Annotated in this window: 13 protein-coding genes and 1 pseudogene; 10 read left to right on the top strand and 4 right to left on the bottom strand. The window is 71.7% G+C overall.

Annotation, left to right across the window (positions count from 1 at the left end; all coding sequences use genetic code 11):
- The coding region (locus tag ABZ807_RS28030; RefSeq protein ID WP_357164239.1) for a helix-turn-helix domain-containing protein at positions 1 to 130 on the bottom strand (130 nt) is incomplete at its 3' end.
- A 200-nt stretch (positions 131 to 330) separates the two neighbouring features.
- Between ABZ807_RS28030 and ABZ807_RS28025 the strand changes: the two are divergent.
- The 8 genes and pseudogenes from ABZ807_RS28025 to ABZ807_RS27990 all read left to right on the top strand — a co-directional run.
- Positions 331 to 510: pseudogene (locus ABZ807_RS28025) on the top strand (sigma factor); the annotation flags it as partial.
- Between the two features lie 173 nt (positions 511 to 683).
- Positions 684 to 1,442, top strand: coding sequence for a zf-HC2 domain-containing protein (locus ABZ807_RS28020; RefSeq protein WP_357164233.1), 759 nt, complete (start codon positions 684 to 686; stop codon positions 1,440 to 1,442).
- A 109-nt stretch (positions 1,443 to 1,551) separates the two neighbouring features.
- Positions 1,552 to 2,115 carry a copper chaperone PCu(A)C gene (locus ABZ807_RS28015; RefSeq protein WP_357164230.1) on the top strand — a complete coding sequence of 188 codons (564 nt, stop codon included), beginning with the start codon at positions 1,552 to 1,554 and terminating at the stop codon, positions 2,113 to 2,115.
- Positions 2,112 to 3,341, top strand: coding sequence for a Dyp-type peroxidase (locus ABZ807_RS28010; RefSeq protein WP_357164227.1), 1,230 nt, complete (start codon positions 2,112 to 2,114; stop codon positions 3,339 to 3,341). The genes ABZ807_RS28015 and ABZ807_RS28010 overlap by 4 nt, the downstream gene beginning before the upstream one ends.
- A gap of 27 nt (positions 3,342 to 3,368) precedes the next feature.
- A complete protein-coding gene (locus tag ABZ807_RS28005; protein ID WP_357164224.1) occupies positions 3,369 to 3,977 on the top strand; it encodes a copper resistance CopC family protein in 609 nt (202 codons plus the stop codon).
- 217 nt (positions 3,978 to 4,194) lie between these two features.
- Positions 4,195 to 6,162 (top strand): bifunctional copper resistance protein CopD/cytochrome c oxidase assembly protein, encoded by a 1,968-nt coding sequence (locus ABZ807_RS28000; protein ID WP_357164221.1) that lies wholly within the window; start codon positions 4,195 to 4,197, stop codon positions 6,160 to 6,162.
- 249 nt (positions 6,163 to 6,411) lie between these two features.
- Positions 6,412 to 6,576, top strand: a complete 165-nt coding sequence (locus ABZ807_RS27995) for a hypothetical protein (RefSeq protein WP_357164218.1) — start codon at positions 6,412 to 6,414, stop codon at positions 6,574 to 6,576.
- Positions 6,577 to 6,686: 110 nt separating this feature from the next.
- On the top strand, positions 6,687 to 7,940 hold the full coding sequence (locus ABZ807_RS27990; protein WP_357164215.1) for a DUF6880 family protein: 1,254 nt from the start codon (positions 6,687 to 6,689) through the stop codon (positions 7,938 to 7,940).
- Between the two features lie 73 nt (positions 7,941 to 8,013).
- Here ABZ807_RS27990 and ABZ807_RS27985 read toward each other — a convergent pair whose 3' ends face one another.
- Positions 8,014 to 8,187: a hypothetical protein gene (locus ABZ807_RS27985; RefSeq protein ID WP_357164212.1), complete on the bottom strand. Its 174-nt coding sequence runs from the start codon at positions 8,185 to 8,187 to the stop codon at positions 8,014 to 8,016.
- Positions 8,188 to 8,299: 112 nt separating this feature from the next.
- On the opposite strand from ABZ807_RS27985, the gene ABZ807_RS27980 reads away from it, so the two are divergent.
- Positions 8,300 to 8,842, top strand: a complete 543-nt coding sequence (locus tag ABZ807_RS27980; RefSeq protein ID WP_357164209.1) for a hypothetical protein — start codon at positions 8,300 to 8,302, stop codon at positions 8,840 to 8,842.
- Between the two features lie 189 nt (positions 8,843 to 9,031).
- On the opposite strand, the gene ABZ807_RS27975 is transcribed toward ABZ807_RS27980, so the two are convergent.
- Complete coding sequence (locus tag ABZ807_RS27975) at positions 9,032 to 12,325, bottom strand: DEAD/DEAH box helicase (protein ID WP_357164206.1); 3,294 nt, start codon at positions 12,323 to 12,325, stop codon at positions 9,032 to 9,034.
- A 671-nt stretch (positions 12,326 to 12,996) separates the two neighbouring features.
- Between ABZ807_RS27975 and ABZ807_RS27970 the strand changes: the two genes are divergently transcribed.
- Complete coding sequence (locus tag ABZ807_RS27970) at positions 12,997 to 14,172, top strand: alpha/beta hydrolase (RefSeq protein WP_357164203.1); 1,176 nt, start codon at positions 12,997 to 12,999, stop codon at positions 14,170 to 14,172.
- On the opposite strand, the gene ABZ807_RS27965 is transcribed toward ABZ807_RS27970, so the two are convergent.
- Positions 14,142 to 14,384, bottom strand: coding sequence for an MbtH family protein (locus ABZ807_RS27965; RefSeq protein ID WP_357164236.1), 243 nt, complete (start codon positions 14,382 to 14,384; stop codon positions 14,142 to 14,144). The two genes, ABZ807_RS27970 and ABZ807_RS27965, sit on opposite strands and share 31 nt — an antisense overlap.
- Between the last annotated feature and the right edge of the window lie 22 nt (positions 14,385 to 14,406).

Raw genomic sequence — 14,406 nt, 5'->3', positions numbered from 1 at the left:
TCCGCTGATCCCCCACCGCCATCACCCGAGCCAACGCCCAGTTGTGCGCCACCCGGGCCGCACCAGCATGCGCCAGCACCGACCGCTGCTGCCTCGGGGTGAGATCAAGCGCGAAACGATACGCCTGCATACCGCGCACACCCACCCCCACTCACCCCGTCGGGATCAGTGTCGGCGATGGGTACGACACTCCCGTAACCCCACGCCCGAACAACACCAGAACACGCCTTCGACGCCTAAAGAACACTCCCTTGACAGCAGTTGACACCCCTGTGGGGGGCGGGGGGCGGCGATCCCCACGCCGAGCACTCCGGCCGCGGCCAGCCCGACATGCGTCGCTTCCTCGCCGCGATCATCTCTCCAGCAGAGGCCGATGACCTGGCGCAGGAAACCTATCTACGGGCCATGCGGTCGCTGCCGTCGTTCGCCGCGCGCTCGTCGGCGCTGACGTGGCTGCTCGGTATCGCCCGGCGGGTCGCCATCGACCATGTCCGGGCGGCGTCGGCCCGCTCCCGGGTGGCCCGGGCCCGCGAGGACCTCGTTGCCGCGATGAACGCCCAGCCGGTCAGCGGCGGCGGACACCGGGCAACGCCGCAGGCTGAGCTGGGCCCGACCTGCGGCACCGTGACCCAGGACGCACAGCATGCGGGAACCAATCGGGCTACGGCCGCGACTACCGGTACATGGGGTGTGAGCAGTGGCGTGAGGTCCTGTCGGCGCAACTGGACGGTGAGGCGACCGCCGCCGAGCAGGCCGGAGCCGACGCGCACCTTGACGAGTGCGCCGGCTGCCGCGACTGGCTGGACCAGGCTGCGGCGGTGACGCGACGGTCCCGGCTGACCGTCACCGCCCCGGGACCGGACCTGTCCGACAGCATCCTCGCCGCGCTGCCCGCGCCTGCAGCCTCCAGCCGCAATCTCCGGAAGCGGGTCGTGCTCACTCTGCGGGGGCTATTGGGACTCCTCGGCGCCCTGCAGCTGGTGCTCGGGCTGGCGCAGGTCGGCCGGGGCCCGGCCGGCGGCCACAACCATGCCGGTGTGCTCGCCTCGGGACATCTGTGGCACGAGTCGGCGGCGTGGAACGTGGCGGTCGGCGCCGGGTTCCTGTTCGTGGCGGCGCGGCGCACGCCGCCGACCGGGCTGGTGCCCATGTTGAGCGCGTTCGTGGGCACGCTGGTGCTGCTGTCGGTCAATGACCTGCTGACTGGGCGGGTCGACACGACCCGCCTGGTCAGCCACGGGTTCCTCCTCGCTGGTTACGCGATCTTGGTGGCGCTGTCGCGGCCCCGGCTGCGACCCGCCGGGCCGCAGGCGCGTGGGCGGGACGGCCGTTCGGGCTGGCGCCTGAGCCTCGACGAGGCGGCGGACCCGGCCCCGGCCCAGCTCCGGCTGGTTCCCCCGTACCCCGGTTCCGCGCGGACCCAGGACCGCTGGGTGGCCTGACCGCGCGGCCCCGTTCAGGGCTGGGTGATATTAATCACTTTTGTCCTGGAACTTTCTATTTGTCGGGGTCGACCAACCCTCGACAGACCAATCAGCGAAGGGACCACCCATGCCTCGCGCCACCGTCGCCAGCGCGCGTCGTCGCCCGGCCACCCTGCTCGCCGCCGCCGCGGCATCCCTCGCGGTCGGCGTCGCCGGCTGCGGCTCGTCGGACCGGCCGTCGGCCGAGCCGAGCCCGTCGGCGTCGGTGTCGGCGAGCGCCGTGGCCGGGGTGCTTGGGATCCGGGATCCGTGGGTGAAGGCCGCCGACAAGGGCATGACCGCGGCGTTCGGCACCCTCGTGAACGACGGCGACACCGACGTGACGATCACCGCCGCGGCCACCGACCTCTCCCCGATGGAGCTGCACGAGATGAACATGAAGGACGGGAAGATGGTCATGCAGCCCAAGCAGGGCGGCATCGTGGTCAAGGCGCACAGCTCGCAGGAGTTGCAGCCCGGTGGCGAGCACCTGATGCTGATGGACCTGAAGCAGCCGGTGAAGGCTGGCGACGAGCTGACCTTCACGCTCACCTTCGCCGGCGGGAAGACCCAGGTGTTCACGGCGGTGGCCAAGCCGTTCACGGGCGCGCAGGAGAGTTACGCCCCCGACCACGGCCAGCCGGCGGCATGATCGAGCGCCCTGCTGTCCGCTCGGTGAGCAGGCGTGGCCTGCTCACCGGCGGCGCCCTCGCAGCCGGAGGCGCGCTCGCCTCCGCCGCCGTTGTCACCGCCGCCCGCCCCGACGAGCCGGCAGCACGGCCCGCCGACACGGTGCCGGTCGCCGCGATCGGTAGTGCCGTCGACCCGTTTCACGGCGCTCGGCAATCCGGCGTCGCCACCGACCCGCAGGCCCACGCGGCGTTCGTCGCGTTCACCCTCAACCCCGACACCGACCGAGCCGCACTGGGTCGGATGTTGCGCCTGCTGTCCGACGACGCCGCCCGCCTCACCCAGGGCCGTCCGGCGCTGGCCGACACCGAACCCGAACTCGGCCTGCTCCCCGCCCGACTGACCGTCACCTTCGGCTTCGGCCCCGGCCTCTACACCGCCGCCGGCCTCGCCGCCCGGCGGCCCCCGTCGGTGGCCGACCTGCCGCCGTTCCGGATCGACCGGCTCCAGCCCCGCTGGTCCGGTGGCGACCTGCTGCTGCAGATCTGCGCCGACGACCCGCTCACCGTCGCCCACGCCCAACGGGTGCTGGTCAAGGACAGCCGCCCTTTCGCCACCGTCCGCTGGGTGCAGCAGGGCTTCCGCCGCGCCGCAGGCGCCGAACCCGGCCGCACCCAGCGGAACCTGTTCGGCCAACTGGACGGCACCGCCAACCCCGAGCCCGGCGGGCCCCTGGAGACCGCCGTGTGGGTGCCCGACGGGCCGGCCTGGTTAAGGGACAGCACGACCCTCGTCGTCCGCCGGATCACCATGAACCTGGAGACCTGGGACCTGCTCGGCCGCGCCGACCGGGAACTCGCCGTCGGCCGACGCCTCGACACCGGCGCCCCACTCACCGGCACCGCCGAACACGACCAGCCCGACTTCGCCGCCACCGGCCCCGAAGGGCTCACCGTCATCCCCGACTTCTCGCACCTCACCCGCGCGCACGTCACCGACGATCGGATGAGGATCCTGCGCCGCCCCTACAACTACGACGGCACTCTCACCCCCGAAGGCCACGCCGACAGCGGGCTGGTCTTCGCGTCCTACCAGGCCGACATCAGCCGCCAGTTCCTGCCCGTCCAACAGCGGCTGGCCGAACGGGACCTGCTCAACGAGTGGACCACCCCGATCGGCTCCGCCGTCTTCGCCATCCCACCCGGCTGCCCGGAGGGCGGCTGGATCGGCCAGCAAGTGCTCGGCTGACCATCAACCAGGAAAGAACCACCAGTGATGCCCACTCGAATCCGCCGCCCGAGCTTCGCCGGCCCCGTCGCCGCCGTGCTGGCCGCCCTGGCGGTGCTGCTGGCACCCGCCTCGCCCGCCGCCGCGCACAACTCGATACAAGCAGCCAACCCCGCCCAGGACGCTCGTCTCTCCGCCCCGCCGACGCAGATCACCCTGACGTTCCTGCAGAAGCTGGACCCGGCCTTCACCACCATCGTGCTCAGCGACGCCGACCAGCGGAAAGTCCCCACCAGCGAACCTGCCGTCACCGGGGCCACGGGCACGGTGACGATCAGCCCGCCGCTGGCCAACGGCAACTACACCGTCGCCTACCGGGTCGTCTCCGCCGACGGGCACCCCGTGCAGGGCTCATACTCCTTCACGATCGCCGACCCGACCGCCAGCACCGCCCCGGACGTGGCCGCCTCGGGTGCCGCCGACGCGAACGCCGCCTCCCCGGCGGCGGCCAGCCCGGCCGCCGTAGCCAGCCCAGCCGCCTCGTCCCGCCGCTCCGGGCGTACCGGACTGGCATTGCTGGTGGCCGGCGGGGTCCTTGTCGTCGCCGTCGTCGCCGGGGCCGTGATGCTGCGGCGTCGACGCCGCACCACCTCCTGACCGGAACCGCCCGGTTCCGTGTACCGCTCCCGCCCGCCCGCTACCTGCCGGGGGTATTGACGTGCCAGATACCCGTTCACGCCAGTGTCACCCGCACCGCATCCCCAACGGCTCTCCGGCCGGCACGGCGCCGGGAGGAGACAACGGCCACGCTTCCGAGGCGCCCGAAACGGGGATCCGCTCCACCGGCCGGAAAAGCTCGATCGTGGTTCCGGTCATGGCCGCCGTGTCAGCGGGGGTGGCACTTGTGCTCGCCCTGCAGGTCGGCGGGGCGTTCGCGGTCGCGATCCCCGGCCTGCCGGACCCGGGACCGGTCACGACCTGGGCGTTGCCCCTGGTCCGGCTGCTCTCCTACGCGCTCGCCACGCTGACCGTCGGGATGCTGGTCACGGCAGCGTTCCTGCTGCCCGGGGACGGGCCGAGCGTGTCCCCGCACGGCTGGCTGCTGCTGCGGCGCGCCGGCTTGCTGTCCGTCGGGTGGGCGTCCGCCGCCCTGGCGCTGATCGTGCTGACGGTCTCGGACCTGCTCGGCCTCCCGCCGCAGCGGCTCAGCGCGGCCGCCGTCATCAGCTTCGCATCCTCGATCTCCCAGGGGCGGGCCCTGCTGCTGCAGGCCGGGCTGGCCCTGACCGTGGCCGTGCTCGCCCGCGTCGGCGTGTCGCGCGGTCTCGCCGCCACTGCGGCGGTGCTGGCGCTGGTCGCGGTGACACCGCCGGCGTTCACCGGGCACGCCGCCGGGGCCGGCAACCACCAGATCGCGGTCAGCAGCCTCGTCCTGCACGTGCTGGCCGCCACGCTGTGGATCGGCGGAGCGGCAGCGCTGCTGACAGTCCGCCGGAGCCGGCACATCGCCGACGCCGCTGGCCGGTACAGCCGCCTCGCCCTGGGCTGCTTCGCCGCCGTCGCGGTCAGCGGGCTCGCCAACGCCGCCGTACGCCTCGGCACCCTCGACCAGCTCTGGCAGTCCCGCTACGGATGGCTGGTGGGCGGCAAGCTCATCGCGCTGGTCATCCTCGGTGTCGCCGGTGCGGCGCACCGGTCCCGGACCCTGCCGGCCCTGCACGCCGGCCGGCGCGGGGCGTTCGCCCGGCTGGCCGCCGGGGAACTGGTCGTCTTCGCCGCCACCGTGGGGCTGGCCGTGGCGCTGTCACGCAGCCCCACGCCGGTGGCGACCAGCCCCGCCGACGCGGACCCGCTGACCGAGGTGCTCGGCTTCCCGATGCCAGCCGCCCCCACCCCGGGCAACCTGCTCGGCCAGCCCCTGCCGGACCTGTTCTACCTCACCCTCACCGCCTGCGGGGCCGCCGGCTACCTGGCCGGGGTGCGGCGGCTGCGCCGGGCCGGGCACCCTTGGCCGGTCGCCCGGACCGCCAGCTGGGTCGCCGGCCTGCTCGTGCTCGCCGCGTCCACCGACCTCGGCTTCGCCCGCTACGCGTACGTGCTGTTCAGCGCCCACATGGCGCAGCACATGGTGCTGTCGATGCTGGTGCCGATCCTGCTCGTCGGCGGCGCCCCGGTCACCCTCGCCCTACGCGCCCTGCGCCGCCCGGCCGACCCGCAGGTCCGCGGCGCCCGGGAGTGGCTCCTGCGCGCCCTGCACAGCCGGCCCACGAAGCTGCTCACCCACCCACTGGTCGCGCTCGGCATCTACGCCGGCAGCCTCTTCGGCCTCTATTTCAGCGACCTGCTCGGCACGCTGATGCGCTCCCACCTCGGCCACCTCGCCATGCTCACTCACTTCGTGGTCTCGGGCTATTTGCTGTTCTGGGTGCTCATCGGCATCGACCCCGGCCGGCCCCGGGTTCCCCACCCCATCCTCGTGATCATCCACCTGGCGGCGATGATGGCGCACGGCTTCTTCGGCCTGGTGCTCATGCAGACCACCACCATCATCGCCCCGGACTGGTACATCGCCGTCCACCCCGCCTGGGCCTCCTCCCTACTGGTGGACCAGAAGCTGGGCGCGGGCATCGCCTGGGCGTTCGGCGAGATTCCCGCCGCCGTCGTCATGATCCTCCTCGTCCGGCAGTGGATCCGCGCCGACCAGCGGGAACAGGCCCGCCTCGACCGCGCCGCCGACCGCGCCGAGGTCACCGGCGAAGACGACGACCTGGCCCGGTACAACGCCTTCCTCGCCGCCGCCACCCGAGCCGGCCAGGACCAGCAGCGGGGACAGCAGCCGTAGTGGGTGATTCTGTGGTGGCGCCGCCGCAGCACCACCCGCAACCGGCTGACTCTTCCTGTCGGTCACCGGCCTGACCTGGTCCCGCAACGCTGGCGCCCACTTCAGCGACGGCCTCGACGCCCTCAAGGCCGGCACCCCCGAAATCTCCACCACCCTCAACGGTCCACCCGCCGCCCCAGGCCAGCACCAGCATGGCGGGGCGCCCACCGGCGCGGCGGCGGACCCGCGACGTACGACCGGGTGCTGGCCGTGACCCGCGACGCCGGCCTGTCCGGCCCGGTCGAGATCACCCCGGCCGAGGTACCCGGCACCGCCTGGACGGTCGCCCAGATCGACAACACGTGGCCCGTTCAGCTCGGTGAGACTCCACCACTCATCGTCGCCCACTCCCTGCGTGGGACGGAGACTCAGTGACGCCGTGACGCATCCGTTTGCGGATAGCGACCCGCGTCGACGCCACTCGGCCGAGCCCCACAGGGCGACCCTCCAGTCGGTTGGCGCGCTTGTTCTGGTGTGATGTCCGGATGAGGGCCGGGGACGAGGACGAGTTGACCGGGCTGGTGGACCGGTTGCGGCGGGATCGCCGTCGCGACCCGTACACGGGCCAGCGTGCCTACTCGCAGGCCGCCCGTGAGGTCGCGGACCGCTGTTCGCGGCTGATCGACGCCGGCGAGGCGGCAGTCGCGGTGCCGGTGCTGCGGAAGGCGGTCGACCGGATGACGGCCGCCCTGATGTACATGGACAGCTCCTCCGGGGTGCTTGGCAACGACCTCGCGTACCTGATGGACCTCTACGCCCGGGCCTGCCGTGCCGCGCCGCCGCGGCCTGCCGGGCTCGCGGCGTGGCTGGTGAAGCTGGTGTGCGACGGCCCCGGCTGGCCGGACGTGGAGCTGCGCAACTGGGCGCCGGCGCTGGGGCCGAAGGGCCTGGCCGAGGTGACCCGGCTGGTCGACGAACGCGCCGCCGCAACGGACCCCGACCAGCGGCATCAGCGGTGGGCGGTGCGGTACCTGCGGGAGCAGTTGGCCGAGGTCTCCGGTGACGTGGACCGGTACGTGACGGTGCTGGCGGAGGACCTGGTCAGCGCTGACCAGTACGGGCGGATCGTGCGGGTACTGGCCGAGGCGGGCCGGCCCGCTGAGGCGGTCGACTGGGTCCGGCGCGGGCTCGCCGTGCATCCGTCCGGCCACTGGTCGGTGGGGCTGCGCGACCTGCTGGTGCGACTGTTGATCGACACGGGCGAGTCGGAGGCCGCGGTCGATGAGCGCCGGACGGGGTTCGACGCTCATCCGACGATCGACAACTTCCGGTCGCTGCTCGCGACTGTGGCGGAGACCGACCGCGACGCCGCGCACAGCGGGTGGGCCGTGGCGGTGCTGCGTGAGCGCGCGGCGCGGCAGGCGGCGTACCTGCCCCACCTGATCGACGTCTTGATCCTCGCCGGCGATGACGACGAAGCCTGGCACAGTGGGCTGCCGCGCCTGGGCGAGCTGCCCGCCCGGCAACGCGTCGAGCTGCTGGAGCTGCGGCGGCAGACCCACCCGGCCGACGTACGGGCGCCCTACCGCACGCTCATCGACGCCCAACTGCTGGACTCGCGCGACAAGCGCCGCTACGACAAGGCCATCACGCTGCTGCGCAACTTCCGTGAGGCGTACGCGGCCACCGGTGAGACCGCACTGTTCACCGCGTACCTGCAGAATCTGCGCGACGAACATCGACGCCGGCCGACGTTCCTGGCCAAACTCGACGTCGCCCGCCTCCAGCCCGACCGGTAGGGTGCAGCCCGTGGCGGTCCGCATCAACGTTGAGGCGTTTCGTGATTCCATTCCCGCAGCCGTCGGTGAGGCCTCAGCCCGGCTGCTGTCCAGTGGAGGTGTCGGTGACCTGGAACCGGCCGGGGGCGGCGTCCAGGCGGTGGTACGCGACCGCGACGCCGCGTTCCAGCCGTGGGTAGGCATCGTCGACGGCATCTTCACCGGTGACTGCGACTGCGGAATCGTCGGCGAAGACCTCTGCGCGCACGCGGTCGCGACAGCGTTGACCGCGTTCGACGCCGGTGTCGCCCTCTCCGGAGCCGCGACCCCACCGAGCGCCGCCCCGGCGAAGCCCGACCACGCCGACTACCTTCGGGGCGGTGCAGCGGCTGGCGCCCCGGCAGCTGGCCAACCTCGTCGCGGGGCACGCGGTCCGCGACCGCCTCTTCGCCACCCGGCTGCTGACCGAGGCCGGCATGCTGCACGGCGCAGACCAGTCGGGTCTGCGCGACTTCCGGGCCGTCATCCGGGACGCCTCGAACGCGACCACCGGCAGGTGGGAGATCGCCGACGTCGAGACCGCCGGTCACCGGCTGGCCGCCGAGGTCGAGATCCTGTGCGCCCGGGCCACGACTCCTGCCATGCTCGACCTGGTCGAGGACGCCATCCTCGTCTGGGACGACCTGTCCGGGCATCTCCATGACGCCTACTACATCACCCGGACCGAACCGGAAGAGATCACCGAGCCGCTCCTGCACGCCCACCGTGATCTGTGCGACCGCCTCGACCTCGCCCCGGACGAGGTCACCGACCGGCTGGACCGGCTCGTCGAGCGTTGCCAACACGGCACGATCGACATCGGAATGTACGCCGACCTCCTCGGCGAACAGGCGGGCACGATCAGCAGGCCCGTCCGCCGGTAGCAGCGGGCCACCCTCTCGTGCCGGCGCTCTGCAGTCGTCGGGGCTCGCGGTCGATGGCCGCGATGCGGGTCGGGGCCGCGGGCGAGACCATGCGTGCCACGGTCAGCCGGGACAGGTCAGGTCGTCTGCTCGCTGCGGTCGGCACCCCGGTCGGGCGCGCTACCGGCGTGAGGGCCGCCGCGAGGGGCTCTATTCGAGCAGGTCTCGGATGTCGGCGGCGGTCAGCTGCGCGGAGGCGAAGTCACCGCCGTCGAGGACGCTGCTGAACAGTTCGGCCTTGCGGGCCTTGAGCGCCATGACCTTCTCTTCGATGGTGTCCTTGGCGACCAGCCGGTAGACCATCACGTTGCGGGTCTGCCCGATGCGGTGCACGCGGTCCACGGCCTGCGCTTCGGTGGCGGGATTCCACCACGGGTCGAGCAGGATGCAGTAGTCGGCCTCCGTCAGGTTCAGGCCGAAACCACCGGCCTTGAGGCTGATCAGGAACACCGGCGCTGTGCCGTTCTTGAATTCGTCAAGCACCGTCGCGCGGTCACGGGTGGCACCGTCGAGGTAGCAGCAGCGGACGCCCGCTGTTTCCAAACGCTTCCGGGCGGCGTCCAGGAAGCGAGTGAACTGGCTGAACACCAGAGTCCGGTGGCCTTCGGCGACGAGATCGGTGACCTGCTCGGCCAGTACGTCCAGTTTCGTCGACGGCACGGCACCGTGCTTCGGGTCGACCAGGTGTACGTCGAGGCTGGCCTGCCGCAGCAGGGTCAATGACCGGAAGATCTCAAACCGGTGCTGCTGGAGGTCGCCGAGCAGGCCGAGTACCTTCTGCCGCTCCCGCTGCAGGTAGGTCTGGTACACCTTGCGGTGTTTCGGGTTGAGCTCCAGCTCGATGACCTGTTCCTGCTTGTCCGGCAGGTCGGCGGCCACGTCGGCTTTCCGCCGGCGCAGCATCAGTGGCCGGATCCGCCGCCGTAGCTGGGCGAGCCGGTCCGGGTCTTGGCCCTTCTCGATCGGGGTGCGGTAGTGCTCGGTGAACCGGTCTGCGCGGGTGAACAGACCAGGCGCGGTGATGGACAGCAGCGACCACAGTTCGAGGAGGTTGTTCTCCATCGGCGTGCCGGTGATGGCGAGCTTGAACGGTGCCGGGAGTCGCTTCGCGCAGCGGTATCCCTGGGCGGCGGGATTCTTGACGAACTGGGCCTCGTCGAGGATCAGCCCGGCCCAGTCGAGCGCCTCGTACTCGTCGAACTCGAGTCGGAACAGGGTGTAGGAGGTGACCACCAGATCCGCGCCGCGGACCGCGTCGGCGAGCGTCGCGCCACGCCGCGCGCGGGTCTGGGTGATGGTGCTGACCACGAGGTCAGGTGCGAACCGGGCTGCTTCGCTCGCCCAGTTGTGCACGACGCTGGCGGGGGCGACCACCAGGAACGGCGCCTGCAGACCGCCGAGCTCCCGAACATGGCAGATCAAGGCCAGTGCCTGCAGGGTCTTGCCCAGCCCCATGTCGTCGGCGAGGACCCCGCCGAGTCGATGCTCGTGCAGGGCGGCCAACCACCGGAACCCGTCCCGCTGGTACGGCCGTAGCGTGGCCTTCAGCCCCGATGGGACCGGATGCTCGACGCGGGCGCCGGCGTCGGACAGTGAGCGCACCGCATGCTGCCAAGCTGCTGCCTGGCCGGTGATCTCGCCCAGTTCGGCCAACTCCTGCCACAGCCCGGCCTGGAAGCGCCCGACCCGCAGCACCCCCGGCGGCGGGTCCTCCAACGCGCGGGACTCGGCGATCAGGTCGCGCAGCTGGCGGAACTCGGCACGGTCGAGGCTGAAGTACACGCCGCTGGGCAGGATGAGGTATTGCTGATCCGCGGCGAGCGCGACGAAGAGCTCGTCGAACGGCACCTGCTCACCGCCGACCGTCACCTGTACCGACAGGTCGTACCAGTCCGGCTGCCCGCCGGTGTCGGCGCCGGCGAACGTGATGACCGGGGCCTGCCGCGCCTCCTGGTAGGCGGGGCCCGCGTCGTCGAGCTGCGTGACGACGTCGACGCCGTCGATGTCGCCCAGCCGGGGCAGGATGTCGCTCAGGAACCGGATCATCGTGTCGCCGGCCACCTCGGCGGTGGCCGCCAGCCGAGGCTCCGCAGGCGTTGACTCCAGCAGACCCAGCGCCGGGTCGGCGACCATTTCCGTCACCCGCCGCACCACCTTCTCCCGGTCGGCGGCATACGCGACGGGTGCTGGCGCCCACAGCGGTTCCCGATGATGACGGTCACCGACCGGCAGCACCCAATCCCATCCCAGCGAGAGCCGATGCCCGGCCATGCGGTCCACCGTCAACGTCAACGCCGCCGCCCCGAGATCGGGCAACCGCACCGACGGACCCGCCGCGATCACTTCCGCCTGCCGTAGCAGGCTCGGATAGTACTGCTGGAGAAACCGTGCCTCGTCGTCTGCGGGGATCCGGATCGCCGATCCCGCCAGCATGCCGGCGATGCCCGACTCCAGCGGCCGTGCCAGCGGCGCGAGCCGCAACACCCTGTCCCGGGGCTGCGGGGCGGCCTGCCCCCGCACCCCCCACCAGGCGACGCCGTGGCCCGGCTTGCCCACCAGCAGCGACGAATCCGGGGCGACCGGCACGCCGTCGGCCAGCAAGGTTGGTACGAGCAGCAGGTCGTCACCGGTCCGCTCGACCCGTATCGACACCCGCGCCGCTTCCCGACACACGACGACCCGCCCGGCCGCCTTTCCGGCCTGCACCATCGGCAACCCGGTCTCCTGTGCCTCGCTCAGCAGATCCCAGATCCGCCGGCTCGCGAACGCGTCCAGGAAGACCATCTGCTGGTAGCCGCTGTAGTGGTGCCGGTCCTCGGACGCCGTGGACAGCGCCAGGATCTCGTTGAGGAGCTGCCAGTGCCGCTCGACCCGCCTCGGCTGCCCGTACCAGGCGTAACTGAGATTCGACCAGGAGATCCCGGACCGCACCCACCCGCTGCGACCTGGTACCACAGGGCGCAGGGCGATCCGCCACGACGATTCCGCCCCAGGCTGCCCGGCAGCCGCGACGAGATCGAACTGCAGCCCGACGCCGGCCCGGTCCGACACCGGATCGGTGGAAGCCTCGGGCGCCGTACCGACCAGCGGGGACAGCGCGGTCTCCCACGCCGGCGGTGGCGCCACGGCCCGCGGGCGGGGTGCACCTCGGGCCGTCATGACGGCGAGGATCAACGCGGCCGGATGGGCACAGCCCGGACGGTCTCCGCAGCTGCACGATCCCTCCACCGCCGTGATGTTGCCGTTCGGGTCAGTGCGCGCGGTGGCGATCACCGTGCCGGACAGCTCGCCGCGGAGCCGGGCATGAGCGGGCCCGGTCCGCGGATCCCACTCGACGTCGACCAGCTCGCCCCGATTGAGGTGGGCCCGCGCCTGGACGAAGGAACGTGTCCCCACCGCGACGCGCACGGCCTCCTCGTCCTCGGTCAGAACCAGGCGTGCCAAGGTCACCTCCACGAAAATCTGGCCAGGGCAGCCGCGAGCGTACCCATCCGCAAGATGGCAACGCCCAGCGCCACCCAGTCCGTCCGCACGTCGGCTCGGGCACCAGCGGACCGCGGCCCGGGATGGTCGGCCGGAGGCTGCCGACGTCCAGCGCGAGAACTTCGAACCAGCGGGCGGCGGCACCCTTGACCGCGGCCAGTGAAAGATCTGATTGGCCGTTGACACCCTGACCCCGCGTGTAGTGCGGGATCGGCAGGCGGCTCGACTGGACGGTGGCGGGCCCGTCGGCGAGTTCGTCCTTCCAGCGATGACCATCAGGCCGCCGGCCATTCGAGTAGTGTCTGGTCGCGACCTGTGGTGCGGCGGGCTTCGGGGTGAAGACGGGCAACTGCTGCTGGTCGCCCGGAAGGGAACACCACGTGCGGGCAACTCGGGTAGGGCGCTGGACAGGCATCCTCGTGGCCGGCGTCATGTGTGCCACGCTGGGCTCCGGGACGCGGCCCGCCTCGAGGGACGAGACACCCCCCGCAGCGGCCACATCGGAGAGTACCGCCCTCCGGGCCGGGCCCCGGCTTACCGAGTCGCAGCCCTGTTCCGACAGTGTCGGCTTCACCTGCTCGTACCTGACCGTGCCGCTGGACCGCCACGGAGGCGCACCGGGAACGCTGCGGTTGCGGGTCGCGACCGCCGACAACACAGCCGCACCTCGCGGCACGCTCCTGCTGCTCACCGGCGGGCCAGGACAAGCGGGCGTCGGCCTGCTTCCGCGGCTTCGTCAGCGCTTCTCCTACCTCCTCGACGACTACCGACTCGTCATGATCGACCAGCGCGGCACCGGGGCGGGCGCGCTCACCTGCGAGCCGCTCCAGGCCGAGGTGGGCTCGTCCGATGTCACCGTGCCGACGCCCGAGGCGGTACGCGAGTGTGCGCGTCTGCTCGGTTCACACCGTGGCCACTACACGACGGCAGATACCGTCGCGGATCTGGAGGACCTGCGTCGGGCGCTTGGCGTGCCACAGTGGACGCTTGACGGGGTGTCCTACGGATCGTTCGTTGCCCAACACTACGGACTGACATTTCCGGACCGGGTACGCCGGATGGTGCTCGACTCGGTGGTGCCGCAGGACGGGCCCGACGCACTGTACGCCGCCGGCCTGCGCCGCACCGGGTGGATGCTGCGCCAGGCATGCCAGGAACAGAGCTGCGGCTTCGACCCGGCGGCGGCGCTGGCCGACGTCGTGCGCCGCTACGACAACGGCGTCGGCGTCTTCGACCTGACCGTGGTCGCGAGCATCGTCGATCCGAAACTGACCGGCGCGGGGTTCTTCCCGGTGCTGACGCTCCTGCGGCGGGCCGCCCAGGGTGATCCGGCTCCGCTCAACGACGCCATCGCCGAACTGCAGGGTGGCGATGGTATGGCCCCCGAGCAGTACAGCGCGGCCCTGCACCTGGCGACACTCTGCGCGGACCTGATCCACACACCATGGGGAGACTCGACGACGCCGTTGCCGCAGCGGGACCCGGCCATCGACCAGACGGTGCGAGAGCTACGCACCGATCAGGTGTGGCCGTTCGAGCCGCGGACCGCGGCCGGACACGGTGTCGTTCAAGGCTGCCGACACTGGCCGCCGTCGCGCCCGAACCCGCAGCCACCGCATCCGCACCTGACCATGCCCGTGCTCCTGATCAACGGTGACCGGGACATTTCCACACCACTTGAGTGGGCGGTCGAGCAGGCCGCCCGCACGCCGCGCGGCAAGCTGGTGACCATCCCGGGCATGGGGCACTCGATTCAGGGCCGCAACCCGGTCGGTGATCAAGCCGTGCGCGACTTTCTGCTCTCCTGAGCTTCCCCCACGTCCATCGCCCCGCGCAGACTGCGCGGTCGCAGGTCCCTCCACACCTCGTCGACGTGGGCGAGGCAGTCGGCTCTGCTGCCGGCAAACCCCGCGTCATTCCAACCATTCGGGTTGGGGCGGTCGGTCGGCCAGATCGAGTACTGATCCTCGTTGTTGACCACAACCCGGTATTCGGCGTCGGGCAAGGAAGCCTCCTCCATCAGCATTCGGCAGGGATCGGTG

It is taken from the genome of Micromonospora sp. NPDC047548 (assembly GCF_040642975.1).
Lineage (GTDB): Bacteria > Actinomycetota > Actinomycetes > Mycobacteriales > Micromonosporaceae > Micromonospora.
The sequence above is the reverse complement of the archived record's forward strand: the minus strand, read 5'-3'. Positions and strand labels throughout refer to the sequence as shown.

Excerpts from the sequence above, each read along its gene's own strand:
- ABZ807_RS28020 (WP_357164233.1), top strand. The coding sequence starts at position 684 with ATGGGGTGTGAGCAGTGGCGTGAGGTCCTGTCGGCGCAACTGGACGGT.
- ABZ807_RS28015 (WP_357164230.1), top strand. The coding sequence starts at position 1,552 with ATGCCTCGCGCCACCGTCGCCAGCGCGCGTCGTCGCCCGGCCACCCTG.
- ABZ807_RS28010 (WP_357164227.1), top strand. The coding sequence starts at position 2,112 with ATGATCGAGCGCCCTGCTGTCCGCTCGGTGAGCAGGCGTGGCCTGCTC.
- ABZ807_RS28005 (WP_357164224.1), top strand. The coding sequence starts at position 3,369 with ATGCCCACTCGAATCCGCCGCCCGAGCTTCGCCGGCCCCGTCGCCGCC.
- ABZ807_RS28000 (WP_357164221.1), top strand. The coding sequence starts at position 4,195 with ATGGCCGCCGTGTCAGCGGGGGTGGCACTTGTGCTCGCCCTGCAGGTC.
- ABZ807_RS27990 (WP_357164215.1), top strand. The coding sequence starts at position 6,687 with ATGAGGGCCGGGGACGAGGACGAGTTGACCGGGCTGGTGGACCGGTTG.
- ABZ807_RS27965 (WP_357164236.1), bottom strand. The coding sequence starts at position 14,384 with ATGGAGGAGGCTTCCTTGCCCGACGCCGAATACCGGGTTGTGGTCAAC.